Consider the following 15,086-nt stretch of genomic DNA (forward strand, 5'->3'; position numbering starts at 1 on the left):
ACCTGCGTCGTCAAAAGTCCTGAAACCCAGCCTCTTTTGACACGCCTATGACACCTTGGCACCGGCACGAACGCACGCCGGAAAAGCGTGCCTCGTCCTATTCGTCGCTTGCGCACGCCAATGTGCCGTTGCATCGCCAACGGCCCAGGGTTTCATTGCCTTTGCAAAATCGAAGGAGAACCACCACGTGGCAAAACAAATCATCATCGACCATGTCTTCAAGGTCTACGGCGACCAGCCGGAACAGGCATTGGAACTGGTCCGCCAGGGAGCCAGCAAGCAGGAAATCCTGGCCAGGACCGAATGCACGATCGGCGTGTTCGACGCCAGTTTCACCATCGAGGCGGGAGAGATCTTCGTCATCATGGGCCTGTCCGGTTCGGGCAAGTCGACCCTGGTGCGCATGCTGAACCGCCTGGTCGAGCCGACCGCCGGCCGCATCCTGATCGACGGCGAAGACATCAATACGCTGCCGGAGGCGCAGCTGCGCGCCTTGCGCCGCAAGGACATCAGCATGGTGTTCCAGTCCTTCGCGCTGCTGCCGCATGTGTCCGTGCTGGACAACACGGCCTTCGGCATGGAACTGGCCGGCATTCCCAAGGCCGAGCGCCATGCGCTGGCCCGGCAGGCGCTGGAGCAGGTGGGCCTCGCGGCCTATGACGCCAGCTATCCCGACGAATTGTCCGGCGGTATGCAGCAACGCGTGGGACTGGCGCGCGCCCTGGCTTGCGATCCCTCGATCCTGCTGATGGACGAGGCATTTTCCGCGCTCGATCCCATCATGCGCACGGAAATGCAATCGGAGCTGCTGCGCTTGCAGCAGATCAAGCGCCGCACCATCGTCTTCATTTCGCACGACCTCGATGAAGCCATGCGTATCGGCGACCGGGTCGCCATCATGAAGGACGGGCATGTGGTGCAAGTGGGCACGCCCGAGGAAATCCTGCGCAAGCCCGCCAACGATTACGTGCGCAACTTCGTGCGCGGCGTCGATGCGGCGGCCGTCTTCAAGGCCGGCGACATCGCCCGCAAGAGCCAGATCGTGGTGTCGGAATCGCCGAGCCGCGGTTCGCGTGCGGCGTTGACCATGCTGGAAGAGCAGGACCGGGCCTACGCCTATGTCGTCAATCCGCGGCGCCAGTTCCTCGGGGTGGTGTCGGCCGATTCGCTGCGCAGCGCGCTCGAAGGCCATACCGGTCCGCTGGGCCTGTCGCACGCCTACCTGCCGGAGGTGCAGACCATTAATGCGGACGAGCCCGTTGCCGGCCTGTTCGGGCAAGTGGCGCAACTGCCGTATGCGGTGCCGGTGGTGGCCAGCGACGGCGGCTTCCGCGGCGCCATCAGCAAGACCACCCTGCTGAAATTCCTCGACCGCGATACGCCCGCCATTGCCGAGCCACAAACACAGAAAGGACAAGCATGAATCCCAGTACCGCCACTGCCCAGACCAACCCTTGGCTGCCGACGCCGCCGACCGATACTTCCTGGCTCGACGCGGCGCCGGCCGTCACGCCCGACCACGCCGGCGGCTTTCAGCTGACGCAACTCTTCGATGGTTCGCTGCCGCTGGAATCCTGGATCAACCAGGGCCTGGGCTGGGTGGTCGCGCATTGCCGGCCGTTTTTCCAGGCGGTGCGCGCGCCGATCGACGCGACACTGGGCGGCATGGGCGAGCTGCTGCTGGCCGCGCCGTCGATGGTGGTGATCGCCATCATCGGCCTGCTGGCCTGGCAATTCACCAGCCGCGCGCTGGCCGCCGGCACCGTGCTGGCGCTGCTGGTCCTGTCGATGCTGGGCGTCTGGCCGGAAGCGATGATCACCCTGTCGCTGGTGCTGACCTCGCTGGCTTTCTGCCTGGCGATCGGTTTGCCCCTGGGGATATTCCTGGCCAGCAGCGAACGCGCGCAGAATGTCCTGCGCCCGCTGCTGGACGCCATGCAGACCACGCCCGCCTTCGTGTACCTGGTGCCGGTGGTCATGCTGTTTGGTATCGGCAATGCGCCCGGCGTGATCGTGACCATCATCTTCGCCCTGCCGCCGCTGGTGCGCCTGACGAACCTGGGCATTCGCCAGGTCCGTCCCGACCTGGTCGAAGCGGCGCGCGCCTATGGCGCTTCGCCCTGGCAGCTGCTGACCCGCGTGCAGTTCCCGCTGGCCATGCCGTCGATCATGGCCGGCATCAACCAGTCGCTGATGCTGTCGCTGTCGATGGTGGTGATCGCCTCGATGATCGCGGTCGGCGGCCTGGGCCAGATGGTGCTGCGCGGGATTGGCCGCCTGGACATGGGCCTGGCCACCGTGGGGGGCCTTGGCATCGTGCTGCTGGCCATCACCCTGGACCGCCTGACGCAGGCGATGGGGAAACCGCGCCGCGGCGTGCGTCACTGGTACCAGACGGGCCCGGCCGGTTTCATCCTCCGCCTGGTGCGCGGCGGACCGGCGCGCGGCGAAGCGGCCGCGCCCGCCAGGTCTCCTAATCGCACGATAAGCGCACAATAACAAGAAAGGACATCATGCAACGAATCGAACACTTCAAGGCCACATATAAAGCGCAGCGCAGGTTCCAGTGGTTCTCGGCCCTGGCGCTTGCCGCGCTTGCCCTGACCACCTCCCTGGCGATGGCGCAAACGCCCGATGCCGGGCTGCCCGGCAAGGGCATCAAGGTGCAGGCGCTGCAAAGCCCGATCGCCGAGGAAACCTTCCAGACCATGCTGGTCGAACGTGCCCTGGAAAAGCTGGGCTACGAGACGCAGGCGATCAAGGAAGTCGACTATCCGACCGCGCATATCGCGATTGCCAACGGCGACGCGACCTTCCTCGCCGTGCATTGGGATCCTCTGCACCAGGACTACTACAACAATGCCGGCGGCGACGCCAGGCTGCTGCGCGTTGGCCAATACGCCGGTCCGGCCGCGCAAGGCTACCTGATCGACAAGGCGACGGCCGACAAGTACCACATCACGAATATCGGCCAGCTGCGCGACCCGGCGCTGGCGAAACTATTCGACCATGACGGCGACGGCAAGGCCGACCTGACCGGCTGCAATCCGGGCTGGGGCTGCGAGGCGATGATCGAAAACCACATGGACGCCTACAAGCTGCGCGCCACGGTCAAGCACGTGCAGGGCAGCTATTCGGCCCTGATCGCCGATACCATCGGCCGCTACCAGCGTGGCGAACCCATTCTGTACTACACCTGGACACCCTACTGGGTGAGCGGGGTGCTGGTGCCGGGCAAGGACGTGGTCTGGCTGCAGGTGCCGTTCTCGTCGAATCCGCAGAACGCGAATACCCGTCTCGACGACGGCAGCGACTATGGATTTGCCGTGAACACGACGCGGATCGTCGTGAACCGCGCCTGGGCCGACAGGAACCCGGCGGCCGTGAAGCTGTTCGACGTCATGCGCCTGCCGATCGCCGACATCAATGCGCAAAACGAGCGCATGCGGACCGGCGAAAACACCCAGGCCGACATCGCGCGCCATACGGCAGGCTGGATCAAATACCACCAGCAGCTGTTCGATGGCTGGATCGCGCAGGCGCTGGCGGCGGCGAAGCCCTGAGTCGAGCGCCGTTTGCGGCTTCCCTCGTGGTGCGGGATGTCAATCTGACCGCGTCACGGCAAGGCGCTCGTCAACGCGATGGCCTCTTATGCACGCGGAAGCTTCGTTTGGCGGGCGGCTTCGGCACCGCGCCGACAGAGGCATGCGCGACCTGCTTATGCCGGTCTTCGATATAGACGGGGTTGGAGCGCTCCATGATGCCAATGGCCCGTACGGAATCGAGTTCGAGCGCTCCGGTAAGGGTGATGACGTGGCGTCCGGGCAGGAAGGCCGATTCGTCCATTCTCTCAGGTGCGTGGTGCCAGGGCCCGAATAGCCGCATGAGTATTTGCTTGAGTGTCCCCCGGGGGCCCGCGTCGGATAGGCGCTTGGCGTCGTCAGGCTCGGGCGGGCTGACGAGTGAGGTTCCGGAGCGCGGAAACCCCGAGCGGAGCAATTCGTCCAGTACATGCTGGGCGTCGACCGGGTTGTTGAAGACTGCTGTGAGATCGTGGCGCATGACCTGCCTCTTTTCGCTTGCTCGTTCAATCAGGCGGCAGCCTTGTTCCAGACGACTTCTGGAGCGACAGGTGCCGATGCGCTTGGTGTCAGCGGCCCATCAAGACCTTACGCGCTCCCAGCCATGGCGTACCGCCGCCTTCACTTTGTTCCAGGCCGGCGCAGCGCTGCCGGCATGTTCGGTTTCCCCAGGCACTTCCGGCGCGGCCATGCGCGTCGTTTCAGTGTCGGGCCTTGTTTCGTATGAATGGCCGGCAGGCTCCTTTGTATCCGTGTCCAGCCGGATCCTGTTCCAGCCATGGGTCACGGCATTCTTGAAATTTCCCCATGACGATAGTTGCCCCGCGTGGCGCGCGTTCCAGGCGTCCTCGACATCGGATGGGGAGCTCCGCCAATCGCGGCTGCGATAGTTCTCGCTGCGCTCTGCTTCGCTGCCTGACAGGGAGGCCGGGGCGTCGTTCTTCTCCTCGCTATCGCCGGCATCGTGCGCGTATATTGCGTTCCAGTGGGTACGGTAATAACTGTCGTCGTCGATGTCGGGTGACGCGCTGTTCCAGCCGCGGCGTATGGCGTGCCTGCTCTCGTCCCAGGCAGCAGCGCCGCTCGCGCCCGCTTCCCAGGCGCTCTTCAGGGCGGGCTCGACCTCGTCCCAGGAACGGTTGCGGTACTTGTCGCTGATACGCATCTCCTTGCCATAGCGGTAGGCCGCCATGTCATCGTCGTGTACGGTGCCGTGCGAATCCGCGAAGGTGGCCGGGGTGCGGACATGCAGTCTGTCTTCGTCAGGATGGACCCATTGGGAGTCCGCGCCCATCGTTTCCTGGAAGGTGTTGCCGGTCGGCGGTGAATCGGCACGCTGGATGCCGAAGTAGCGACTGTCTTCATGGGCGCGGCCCTGCAGGGCGCCCGGCTCGGTACCGGGCGGGTAGGCGCGAGCCATCCGGCCGGCATCTTGCCCGGCGCCGTCGCTGCCATGGTCCCACACCGCATCGTGCGTTTCGATGCCGAGCGGACCGAAGCGCTCGATGATGGCGGCGGCGCGCGCGATATCCGGCTCGGAATCGGCCGTGAGCGTCACGATGTGGCGTCCGCGCAGGAATGCATCGGCATATGCTGCGCTATGCTCGCGCTGTCCGGTGTGGAACAGCCTCGCGGCGAGTCGTTTGACCGGGCCGTTGGCTTTTGCGTCCTCGCCGTCCAATCCGACGTCGTCGTCTTGCGTAGTTGGGAGCTCGTTCGACAGGGCCGTATCGGCGGGCGAATATCCAGAGGCCAGCAATTCGTCCAGGACGTGCTGGGCATCGCTTCGGTGAGCGAAGACGGCTTTCAATGTGTGACGCATGACGTACTCCCGATGTGACCGTTGCAATCAGGGGGGCGGGCAGGTAGAGACCTCGCATGCTCCCCCGTACTACTTGCGTCGTGCCGGGAGTGGCCGTCACTAACGGCCGTGTTCCGTGCATTGCCGTTGAATTACCGCGACCAAGCAGTGTGGGTCACTTCATGCAGTACGGCGCTTGAATGATAAAAGCATACGCCTAATCGGCGTCCCGTGTGCTCTATTTCGCCTAGATGCTCAACATGGGTCCGCAATGCGTCGCACATAAGCTTTCATCAAGGGGCGCATCGACATACCATTGCACCAGGATGAATGTCGTGACAGTCACTAACACGAAGCTCACCATCTCTCGGCCGAGACTGCCGGATACCCCGTGATGCACGGCGAACATCAGGTAGTACACCGATCCGATGCCACGGATGCCCAATCAGTGCACCTACCGCCGCACCGGGAATTGGTCCTGTAATTCAACAATGAAGGTGTACCTTACCCGGACGTCTTGGCAAACTACACCGCGACCAGTTCAAGATGCTGCGCTCATCCGTGACGCGCTTCAACTCGGCCTCCAGCCGCCGCATTTCATCGGCCTGCGAATCCACAGCCTTGCGCTCCTCTTCAGGCACACCGTAGCGCTTCGTCCAGTTGTACAGGCTGTGGATACTCCCCCAGGCGCGCGGCTACGTCGCTTGCCGGTGGCCACGCTCGGCCACCTGCTTGACCGCCGCGATCTTGAATTCCTCCGTACCGCTTTCCACTCATACTTTTCCCTTGGGCTCAGAATGATGGCTCAGAAGTGTCTGCAATCGTCGTAGCGATTCATACAGGCATCATCGCTCGCCTGCATCACAGGTTCCCGCAACTCAACAAGTTGACGCTGTCACGAAACAGCCTATACTCGTTTAGTCTCTGCGCTAAAAGCCTGCGCGAAGCTAGCATCTGGGATTTGGTGCGCAGGCTTCCTTAGCTCCTCATAAATCGTGCAGGTGCCAGCGACGTCTGCCGAAATGCATCCGTTGGCGGCGTGGTCATGCGGCGCCAGCACGCTAAGCCGAGCCACGTCATTAGAATCGGTGACAACGGAGAAAACGTGGCAAATCGAGTCCTCATCATTTCCCCCATCGCGGACGACATCCGCGCCCTGAAGAATGCCTTAGGTGAGGCCTTCGATGGTCCCTTCGATGTGGAATGCGCGGCTACTTTGGCAGAAGGCATAGAGCGCATTCGCAAGGAAGGGATCGATGTAATCCTGGCGGATTTGATGCTGCCAGACGGCACGGGCTTGGCTTGCTTCGATCAACTATACGAAGTGGCGCGCCACATACCGATCCTGACGCTGTGCGACCTCGACAATGAAGACGATGCCAAGGAGGCCGTCCAGCGCGGCGCCCAAGGCTGGCTATCAAAGGGGTACTTCGACAACAGCCTAGTGCCGCAGTCCTTGCGTAACATTATCGAACGCATGAAGGTGGAGCAACGTCTGTATGTCGCCACGGCGCGTGCAGAAATTACGCTTAACTCGATCGGCGATGCCGTCATCTCTACCGACACGGCCGGCCGCGTTGATTATTTGAATACCGCGGCCGAACTGATCACCGGGTGGCTGCGGGAGGACGCGAGTGGGATGCCTGTAGCGCAAGTGCTTAACCTTATCGACGCCGTGACGGGGCGCCCGATCATCAATCCGGTTGAATACGTCCTGCAAAGCGATTACTCCTCGGGTTTGACCGGCGAAGTCGTCCTTGTCGACCGTCATGGCAAGCTTATTCCGATCGAAGATTCTGCCGCGCCAATTCACGATTGGAATGGACAGCTCGTGGGTGCCGTGATGGTGTTCCGGGACATCTCTAGCACCGTCGCACTGACATCGAAAATGCGACACCTCGCGCAGCATGATTTCCTTACCAACCTGCCCAACCGAGTCCTTTTGAATGACCGCATTACTCAGGCTATTGCTTCGGCCAAGCGCAGCAATACAAACCCGGTATTATTGTTCCTTGATCTGGACAAGTTCAAGCATATCAACGACTCGTTGGGGCACGCTGTCGGCGATCAGTTGTTGCAAGCCGTCTCGGAACGCCTGGTGCACTGCGTGCGCACTTCCGACACGGTCAGCCGCCACGGTGGCGATGAATTCGTGATCCTGCTCGCAGACGAACGGCGGCCGCACGATGCGGCGCTGGCGGCTGAAAAAATACTGCTCGCGCTGTCGACGCCTTTCCTCATCGATGGGCAGCAGTTGCATACGTCAACCAGTATTGGCATCAGCGTTTTCCCGCTCGACGGTACGGATGCCGTCGCCTTGATCAAGAATGCGGACACCGCGATGTATCATGCCAAGGAGCGCGGGCGCAACAACTATCAGTTCTTCCGCCATGACATGAATACGCGGGCCGTGGAGCGGCAGCTGATCGAAAGTAATCTACGCCAGGCGCTCGAACGCAAGGAATTCACGCTGCATTACCAGCCCAAGGTTGACCTGAAAACGAATTGCATCACCGGGGTCGAAGCCCTGCTGCGCTGGGAGCATCCAGAATGGGGACTGGTGTTGCCGGAGCGTTTCATCGTGATTGCCGAGGAATGCGGCCTCATCATTCCAATCGGGCGGTGGGTATTGAATGAAGCCTGCGAGCAGGCGGTGCGTTGGCGTAACCAAGGCATTTCCCCGGGGTCAATCGCGATCAACGTGTCGGCTCTGGAATTTCGTCATCGGGATTTTTTCGATCACGCGCTTACCGTCCTGGAGACCACTGGCGTGGACCCTGCCTGCCTGCAGCTCGAACTGACCGAGAGCGTGCTGATGCGCGATGTGGCGACCAGTGCCTGCTTACTGGCCAAATTCAAGACAATGGGCGTACAGATCGCCGTGGACGACTTTGGCACCGGTTATTCCAGCCTGAGCTACTTGAACCAATTTCCGATCGATGTGCTCAAGATCGACCAGTCGTTTGTAAAGGCAATCAATGCCGGACTTGAAAGCAATGGGGTCATCGTCAGCGCGGTCATCGGCATGGGCAAGAATCTGCACCAGCGTGTCATCGCCGAAGGCGTCGAAGATGAGGGGCAGTTTGCGTTTCTCAACGCGCACGGATGCAATGAAGGCCAGGGCTACTTCTTCAGCAAGCCGGTCGACGCGGTTCAAATGCAGGCAATGCTGAGCACGGGCATATGTGTCTGACGTGTCATGGCAAGGCATTCGTTAACGCGACGGCCCGGAGTAGCCCGGGGTCCTCTTATGCACCCGGAAGGTTTGATTGGCGGGCGGTCTTGGCGCCGCGCCAACGAGGGCGCGCTCGGCTTGCTTGTGACGATCTTCGATATAGACCGGGTTGGCGTGCTCCACGATGCCAATGGCCCGAACGGAATCCAGTTGGGCCACGCCGGTAAGTGCAATGACGTGGCGTCCGGGCAGGAAGGCCGATTCGTCCACTCTCTCAGTGGCGTGAGGCAGTGCGAGTGCTGGTAAGGCCACGTCAGCCCAGAGGCCTTCGAGCGCGCCTCAATGTGAGGTCAGGATTTGTCTAGGGAACTGGAGCGAGTCCAGGTTCAAGGACAGTGTTGTAGCTAGACATTGCGGCAAATCCCTGGGGCGCTCGGCGCGTACATGGCCGTGAGTTGCGCGAGCCGCGACGCGAACCGTGCATCGTCGCGCCGCGCCAACCATTGCGCGCACAGCATGAACCACAGATAAGCATAGCCGTCGGCAAGGAACTCAACGTCGGCCTGCGGCGGCAGGTCGCCGCTCTCCCGCGCGCGCGTAAATAGCGAACGAAGTGACTTGCGCAGGGAAGGGCCATCGTCCCGCACCTCGCCGGAATCGGCGGTCTGCTGGACGTGGCTGAAGAATAGTTCCGCCTGCGCGGCATGGGCCTGTAGCCAGGTTTGGGTCTGCTGTGCGAAATGGTCGAGGGCAGCGTGCAGCTGGCCTGGTTCCGCCTGTAGGGGCGCAACATTGATCAGCCCCGTCAGATAACTACGCGCACTGGCGGCGACCAGCGCAGCCTTGCTGCCGAAATGACTGTACACCGTGGCACGCACCACGCCGGAATCGCGCACGATGTCGTCCATGCTGACCCCTGCTACTCCGTGCTCCTCAAACAAGCGGGACGCCGCGTCGAGGATCTGTTGACGAATCTTGGCGTTTTTGCCGGGAGGCCGGGCCATTGGTATGCCTCTTTGCGACGTTGAGAAAGGGCTTGCATTGTACAATTTAATTAATTAGACTCAAGTCTAGTTAATTTCGTTTGAGGTTAAACATCATGGACATCGCGCTAGCAATTTCTTTCTGGAGCATGAACTTTCTGTTGAGTATTACGCCCGGTCCAGCAGTCGCGAATGTGATGGGCGCAGCGTTGACATCAGGTTGGAGGCCAGCGCAGGCCAGCATCGGCGGGATTCTTCTGGGTAACTGCATTTATATCTTGATGGCCTTGCTGGGCTTGGGTGCCGTTTTTGCCGCGGCTCCAGGCAGCCTGACCGTTCTGCGCTGGGTGGGAGCCGCCTACATCGGCTGGCTTGGCATTCAGTCGCTTCGTTCGTGGCGCCATGCCGAACGCGAAGGAAATCTCGAGCCGGCGCCCCCGGCCTCTGCTGCACGGCTGTTCACCGACGCGCTGACGCTGCAGTTGGCGAACCCGAAGGCGGTGCTGTTTTTTGGCGCGATGCTGCCTCAGTTTGTGCATGAGGGCGGCTGGCCACCGATGGTGCAAATGACGCTACTGGGAGCGATTGCGGTACTGCTCGAATACCCGGTGCTTTGTGCCTACGCTTGGCTTGCGCGCCGCAACCTCGAACCCGGGAGGCGCGGTGTCCTGCAGTTGGCAGCGGGATCTCTGTTATTGCTGTGTGCTCTGCGCATTGTGCTGGCCTGATCGTTTCTTGCGGTGCTGCCGTCGCTGGCGCCGTTCCATCACCAGGAGGATCCAAATGGAAGGTATCCGGATTGGCGTCATTGGCGCCGGCATCATGGGTTTGCGCGTGCTGCAGGCACTGAGAGCGCACCCGGCATTTTCAGTGGTCGGTGTATACGATCCAGACGCAGGCGCTCAGGCACGAGTGCGCGCGTTGGACCCGGCGTTGCCGATTTTTGCCAGCGCTGCCAAGTTAAGCGTCCAGCCTGGGTTGGATGCTTTGTATGTCGCCTCGCCACCGGCTTGGCATTTGGAGCACCTGCGACTGGCGCAGGATGCCAGGGTGGCTGTGCTGTGTGAAAAGCCGCTGGCTGCGAATCTTGGCGATGTGGCGGCAATCGATCGGCTCGTCCTGCCCCGGTGCGCTGTAAATTTCCCATTCGCATGTGTACCAGCCGTGCGCCAGTTGCAGGCAATGGTGAGCAGCGGCGCCATGGGTGAGTTCTCTGGGGCAGACGTCACTTTGCGGTTCGCACACTGGCCACGCGCCTGGCAACGTGGCGCCGCCGACTGGCTGGGCATGCCGGACCAAGGAGGTTTCACTCGGGAGGTGTTATCGCATTTCCTGTTCTTGGCATTACGCTTGTTTGGTCCTCTGGAATTGTCCAATTACCGGCTCGACCGTGAGCACGGAAAAACTGAAACCGCATTGAAGGTGCAACTGCGGCATGGCTGTGGGATAGTGGGCATTGACGCCGCAGTCGACGGCACGATAGAGGACAGCAATTGTTTCGAGTGGCGTGGAACCCGTGGCAAGGCGAGACTGCATGACTGGTATCGACTGGAAGCGACCGGAGTGCCGCCAACAGCCTCCGTCGACCCTACTCCTTACACATTGGACGCATTTGCCAGAGCGTTCAGGGAGCAAGTCGATACGGGGTTGGCCACGGTGTCGGAAGCCCGGCAAGTTGCCGAACTCGTCGAGACCTTGCTTGCCTGAGCTTGCCCTACCGAAAATGGACCGGAGGCTAGCACTTCTAACGGAGTAAACGAAAACGCCACCCGAAGGTGGCGTTTTCTGAATTCTTGGTGGCCCGGGGCGGAATCGAACCACCGACACAAGGATTTTCAATCCTCTGCTCTACCAACTGAGCTACCAGGCCAAGGCGGCGCATTGTAGCACGAAGTTACGATAAATCCATAATTTCGTGCACAAGGCGCCACGTTCCGCGAACCTCAGCCGATTACCAGCCCAGATCCTTCAGCAGCGGCAGCGTCAGGTCGTACGGCGGCACCACGACGGTAGTCAGGTCGGGGTTGATGTTCGGCTCCATCAGCAGGTTCGGGAAGGCGGTCACGTCCCAGTGCGATACCGACGAGCCCGACACCAGCGGGTTCGGCGTGTACAGCAGCGGGTTGCCGTTGGCGTCCGCACCGGCGATGCGCACCGGATCGGCGGTCAGGGCGGCGGTGACGGTGCCCGGCTTGCTGCGGCTGCCGTAGGCGAGGGCGGTGTTGACGGCGGCCTTCAGCGCATCGCCGTCGGCCTGGGTGACGCCGACCGCCGGAATGACGATGCTGCCGTCGCTGCCGCCCGGGATCAGGGCGCCGGCTGCGTTGTTCGCCAGGATCACGGCGACCGCGCCGGCGTTTTGCGCGTTCCTGACCTTGTCGACGAAGGGGCAGCTGCCGCGGCTGATGATCGCCACCTTGCCCTTCACCGCAGCCGTGTTGGCGGCGTCGAAGGGGCTGCAGCCCGGACCCGCTTCGCCGGCCTGGGCAGCGATGTTGGCCAGGGTGCCCAGGTTGCCGCTGCTTGGGGGCAGCGGGCCGAAGCTGGCCGTGTTGAAGTCGATGTTCATGCTGCCGCCCGGCGCCGGCGAAGCGGTCTGGATGATCGGGATGCGCTTGAGCATGCCTGCGCCTGCCTTCACGTTCGGGCCGATCCAGGCCAGTTGCAGCGGGTTGATGGCCGAGGCCTTGCGCTCCGCGGACGTCATGTTCAGCCAGGTCTTCTTGGCCGTGTTGTCATACATGTACTGTTCCCAGATGCTGGGCAGGCCGCCGGTCGAGACATAGGCGGAGCCCGAGGCGTTCAGGCGGTTGCCGGTGCCGGTCGACACGGTCAGCACCGAGAAGCCCAGGCCGTGGCCCAGTTCGTGCAGCAGGGTCTCGACGAAGTTGACCTTGGAGCCGGCATTGCCGTCCAGGCCGAGATAGAACGGCGAACCATCCAGGCAGCCCGGGTTGCCGAGGTTGATGTTGAACTGGGTCTTGATGTCGACGTTGCCGTAGCCGCTGCCGTCGTCCGGCTGGCCGGCGCTCAGGTCGACCCCGGCCAGCTTGTTGGCCAGGGCTTGCGGATACCAGGTGCCGGCCTTGGCGTTCGGGAAGTCGCGCCAGATGTTCCACGCGCCGGCGCTGCCGAGGGTGGCCGATGTGGCGGTGCAGGTCAGGGCTTCCCAGCCCGCGCTGACGTTGATGGTGACGTTGCTCTGCAGGTTCTTTTCCCAGATGCCGGCCACGTAGCGGTAGACGTTCCAGCGCTGCTCGCCCAGGGTGGTGCCCGTGTTGCCGCCCACCGGTGCCACCGGGGTCGGGTCGTTGAAGCCCTTGCCGGCCGGGTCGCGGCTGGTGATGTTGATCGTGGCGGCCTGGGTGGCCAGGCAGGTCAGGGCGCAGGCGGCGGCGATCAGCGAACGCGAAATGACGGGGGTGAGCATGGATTACTCCGTAACTGGGGTGTTGGCGGCGGAATGGACATGGGCAGCGGCCGGTTGGCTGCCATGCGCGTCGGTGCAGACCATGTCGAGCTTGCCGTCCGCGGTGCGCACGACCGTCGAAGCGGTCAGGAACTCGTCGGTCAGGCGTACGCCGGTGGCGCCGTTGCGGTGGAATTTCTGCAGGGTCGGCTTGGGCGCTTCGCGCGCCAGATTGGCCTTGAGCGATTGCAGGGTGGCCTGCTCGGCGGCGGTGGCCGGACGCAGCTTGCCGGTGTCGGCGTCACGGGTGACGGTTTGCGAATCGGTGGATTGCACGGCTTCCTGCTGCGCCTGTTGGGCGCCGGCGGGCAGGGCGAAGGCGCACAGGGCCAGTCCGGCGACGCCGGTGCCCAGCAGGCGCTGGATGGAATTCAGTTTCGACATGAGAGTCTCCAGAAATCTTGACGGGAATGATCAGGCGCGCGAACGGCGGCGTGCCGCGCCCAGGCCCAGCAGGCCGCCGACGATCAGCGCCATGCTGGCCGGTTCCGGCAGGTCGACGAGCAGGCTGTCCACGCCGGCATAGTTGGCGTTGTCGGCGGCGCCGGTGTACTGGAAGGCGAAGCGGACGGAGCCCAGCGTGCTGGTGCCGACCGAAGCGGTGTACTTGACCCAGTCGCTGTCCGGGACCGGGCTGACCGAGGTCAGGCCCAGGCCGGTCAGGGTGCCGTTGGCATTCACGAAGCCGAAGTTGATCTGGTCGAAATACCCGTCGAGGTGGTCGGCACGCAGGTAGAAGGAGACGGTGGCGCCATGGCTGGCGTCGAAGACCGGGGTCAGCATCCAGGCATTGAGAGTGCCGCCGGCGGGCGCGCCGTTGTAATTCGCTGCCGCGTACGAGTAGGGGCTGCCCGCCTGGGCGCCGAAGATGTTCTGGTCGCCCTGGAACCAGCCCGGAGTGAGGCCGCCCGGGGTACTGTTGTTGGTGAATACCCATCCCTTGGCGGCCAGGCCTGCCACGTTCTCGAATCCCTCGCTGAGTACGACACCGGCCTGTGCCGACATCGCCGTTCCTGCAAGTGCCATTGCGGCTAACGCTTTCTTGATCATTTGTATTGCGCTCCTGTGTATGAACGATGGGTGGGCCTTGCTGCGCGCCCCCGGATTGGCGGTAGCCAACGGCGTATGTATTGCACGTTACATGCCAGGACTGTAAGCAATTGATTTCGTATAGGAAAATTTAAAAATGAGCAAAAATGTCATCAAAATGTAAGATTTTTCGACGGAAAAGTACTTTTTTGCAAGAAATCATTGTTGTTATATTGAATTAAATGAAATTGTATGCTCATAAATAACGCAAGGAAATTTCACGCAAAATTAACAATTCGCCTGTGAAGGTCGATGTCAGTACGGATGACGAGGCGGGACTTGGAAGACGCCGGAGAAAGGTTGAATCGCGTCAAAACAGGTGTAAAGATTACCGACAACGGTCGCGCCGGCGCAGCGGCGGTAAACGCAAACAGGCGCCGGGCGGCGCCTGTTTGCGGTCAGGAGGAGGGGATGCTCAGGCGCGCGCTTTGGCGCGTTCGGCGTGCTGGCGGTCGAGCGCCAGGCGTAATTCCTTGCGGCCTTTCGCTTCTTCGAAACGGCGGGCTTCGTCCGGCGTGGACGGCGCTAGCTGTGGCACCGTCACCGGTTTCTTGTCGTCGCCGACGGCCACCATGGTGAAGAAACAGCTGTTCACGTGGCGTACTTCCTGGGTGCGGATGCTCTCGGCCAGCACCTTGATGCCGATTTCCATCGAGCTGCGGCCGGTATAGTTGACGGCCGCCAGGAAGGTCACCAGCTCGCCCACGTGGATGGGCTGGCGGAAGGTGACCTGGTCGACGCTCATCGTCACCACATAGGCGCCGGCATAGCGGCTGGCGCAGGCGTAGGCCACCTGGTCGAGCAGCTTGAGGATATGGCCGCCGTGGACGTTGCCGGAAAAATTGGCGGTATCCGGGGTCATCAGCACCGTCATGCTCAGCTGATGGTTGGGAAGACTCATTCTTGCTCCTTGCGTATTTCCTGGTACTTGATACCTGACACCGCATGCTGACATGGAAACCCCGGTGAGGCAACCGCAGGCTTAGAA

At 62.1% G+C, this 15,086-nt stretch carries 12 protein-coding genes, 1 tRNA gene and 2 pseudogenes; 6 read left to right on the plus strand and 9 right to left on the minus strand.

Going from position 1 to position 15,086, the window contains the following annotated elements:
- The first annotated feature begins 187 nt into the window (after window positions 1-187).
- The 3 genes from proV to proX are packed head-to-tail and all read left to right on the plus strand — an operon-like array spanning window position 188 to window position 3,563.
- Window positions 188-1,423 (plus strand): glycine betaine/L-proline ABC transporter ATP-binding protein ProV, encoded by a 1,236-nt coding sequence (proV, locus tag AB4Z32_RS06325; RefSeq protein ID WP_441935071.1) that lies wholly within the window; start codon window positions 188-190, stop codon window positions 1,421-1,423.
- Window positions 1,420-2,499: a glycine betaine/L-proline ABC transporter permease ProW gene (proW, locus tag AB4Z32_RS06330; protein WP_441935072.1), complete on the plus strand. Its 1,080-nt coding sequence runs from the start codon at window positions 1,420-1,422 to the stop codon at window positions 2,497-2,499. Before proV ends, proW begins: the two co-directional genes overlap by 4 nt.
- Before the next feature lie 14 nt (window positions 2,500-2,513).
- Window positions 2,514-3,563: a glycine betaine/L-proline ABC transporter substrate-binding protein ProX gene (proX, locus tag AB4Z32_RS06335; RefSeq protein ID WP_441935073.1), complete on the plus strand. Its 1,050-nt coding sequence runs from the start codon at window positions 2,514-2,516 to the stop codon at window positions 3,561-3,563.
- 70 nt (window positions 3,564-3,633) lie between these two features.
- Here proX and AB4Z32_RS06340 read toward each other — a convergent pair whose 3' ends face one another.
- The 3 genes and pseudogenes from AB4Z32_RS06340 to AB4Z32_RS06350 all read right to left on the minus strand — a co-directional run.
- Window positions 3,634-4,062, minus strand: coding sequence for a hypothetical protein (locus AB4Z32_RS06340; protein ID WP_441935074.1), 429 nt, complete (start codon window positions 4,060-4,062; stop codon window positions 3,634-3,636).
- A gap of 99 nt (window positions 4,063-4,161) precedes the next feature.
- Window positions 4,162-5,403: a hypothetical protein gene (locus AB4Z32_RS06345; RefSeq protein ID WP_441935075.1), complete on the minus strand. Its 1,242-nt coding sequence runs from the start codon at window positions 5,401-5,403 to the stop codon at window positions 4,162-4,164.
- 436 nt (window positions 5,404-5,839) lie between these two features.
- Window positions 5,840-6,155: pseudogene (locus tag AB4Z32_RS06350) on the minus strand (transposase); the annotation flags it as partial.
- A gap of 332 nt (window positions 6,156-6,487) precedes the next feature.
- On the opposite strand from AB4Z32_RS06350, the gene AB4Z32_RS06355 reads away from it, so the two are divergent.
- Complete coding sequence (locus tag AB4Z32_RS06355) at window positions 6,488-8,575, plus strand: putative bifunctional diguanylate cyclase/phosphodiesterase (RefSeq protein WP_441935076.1); 2,088 nt, start codon at window positions 6,488-6,490, stop codon at window positions 8,573-8,575.
- Between the two features lie 386 nt (window positions 8,576-8,961).
- On the opposite strand, the gene AB4Z32_RS06360 is transcribed toward AB4Z32_RS06355, so the two are convergent.
- Window positions 8,962-9,561, minus strand: coding sequence for a TetR/AcrR family transcriptional regulator (locus tag AB4Z32_RS06360; protein ID WP_441935077.1), 600 nt, complete (start codon window positions 9,559-9,561; stop codon window positions 8,962-8,964).
- A 95-nt stretch (window positions 9,562-9,656) separates the two neighbouring features.
- Here AB4Z32_RS06360 and AB4Z32_RS06365 point away from each other — a divergent pair, with 95 nt between their 5' ends.
- Both AB4Z32_RS06365 and AB4Z32_RS06370 read left to right on the plus strand, forming a co-directional pair.
- On the plus strand, window positions 9,657-10,268 hold the full coding sequence (locus AB4Z32_RS06365; RefSeq protein ID WP_441935078.1) for a LysE family translocator: 612 nt from the start codon (window positions 9,657-9,659) through the stop codon (window positions 10,266-10,268).
- Window positions 10,269-10,323: 55 nt separating this feature from the next.
- Window positions 10,324-10,638: pseudogene (locus AB4Z32_RS06370) on the plus strand (Gfo/Idh/MocA family protein); the annotation flags it as partial.
- A gap of 696 nt (window positions 10,639-11,334) precedes the next feature.
- On the opposite strand, the gene AB4Z32_RS06375 reads toward AB4Z32_RS06370, so the two are convergent.
- The 5 genes from AB4Z32_RS06375 to AB4Z32_RS06395 all read right to left on the minus strand — a co-directional run bounded on the left by AB4Z32_RS06375 (window position 11,335) and on the right by AB4Z32_RS06395 (window position 14,999).
- A tRNA-Phe gene (locus tag AB4Z32_RS06375) sits at window positions 11,335-11,410 on the minus strand.
- 81 nt (window positions 11,411-11,491) lie between these two features.
- Window positions 11,492-12,970, minus strand: coding sequence for a PA domain-containing protein (locus tag AB4Z32_RS06380; RefSeq protein WP_441935079.1), 1,479 nt, complete (start codon window positions 12,968-12,970; stop codon window positions 11,492-11,494).
- Window positions 12,971-12,973: 3 nt separating this feature from the next.
- A complete protein-coding gene (locus AB4Z32_RS06385) occupies window positions 12,974-13,393 on the minus strand; it encodes a post-PEP-CTERM-1 domain-containing protein (RefSeq protein WP_441935080.1) in 420 nt (139 codons plus the stop codon).
- 30 nt (window positions 13,394-13,423) lie between these two features.
- Window positions 13,424-14,014, minus strand: a complete 591-nt coding sequence (locus AB4Z32_RS06390) for a choice-of-anchor J domain-containing protein (RefSeq protein ID WP_441935081.1) — start codon at window positions 14,012-14,014, stop codon at window positions 13,424-13,426.
- A 499-nt stretch (window positions 14,015-14,513) separates the two neighbouring features.
- On the minus strand, window positions 14,514-14,999 hold the full coding sequence (locus AB4Z32_RS06395) for an acyl-CoA thioesterase (RefSeq protein WP_441935082.1): 486 nt from the start codon (window positions 14,997-14,999) through the stop codon (window positions 14,514-14,516).
- Window positions 15,000-15,086: the final 87 nt, after the last annotated feature.

The organism is Massilia sp. 2TAF26 (assembly GCF_052115005.1).
GTDB lineage: Bacteria > Pseudomonadota > Gammaproteobacteria > Burkholderiales > Burkholderiaceae_D > Telluria.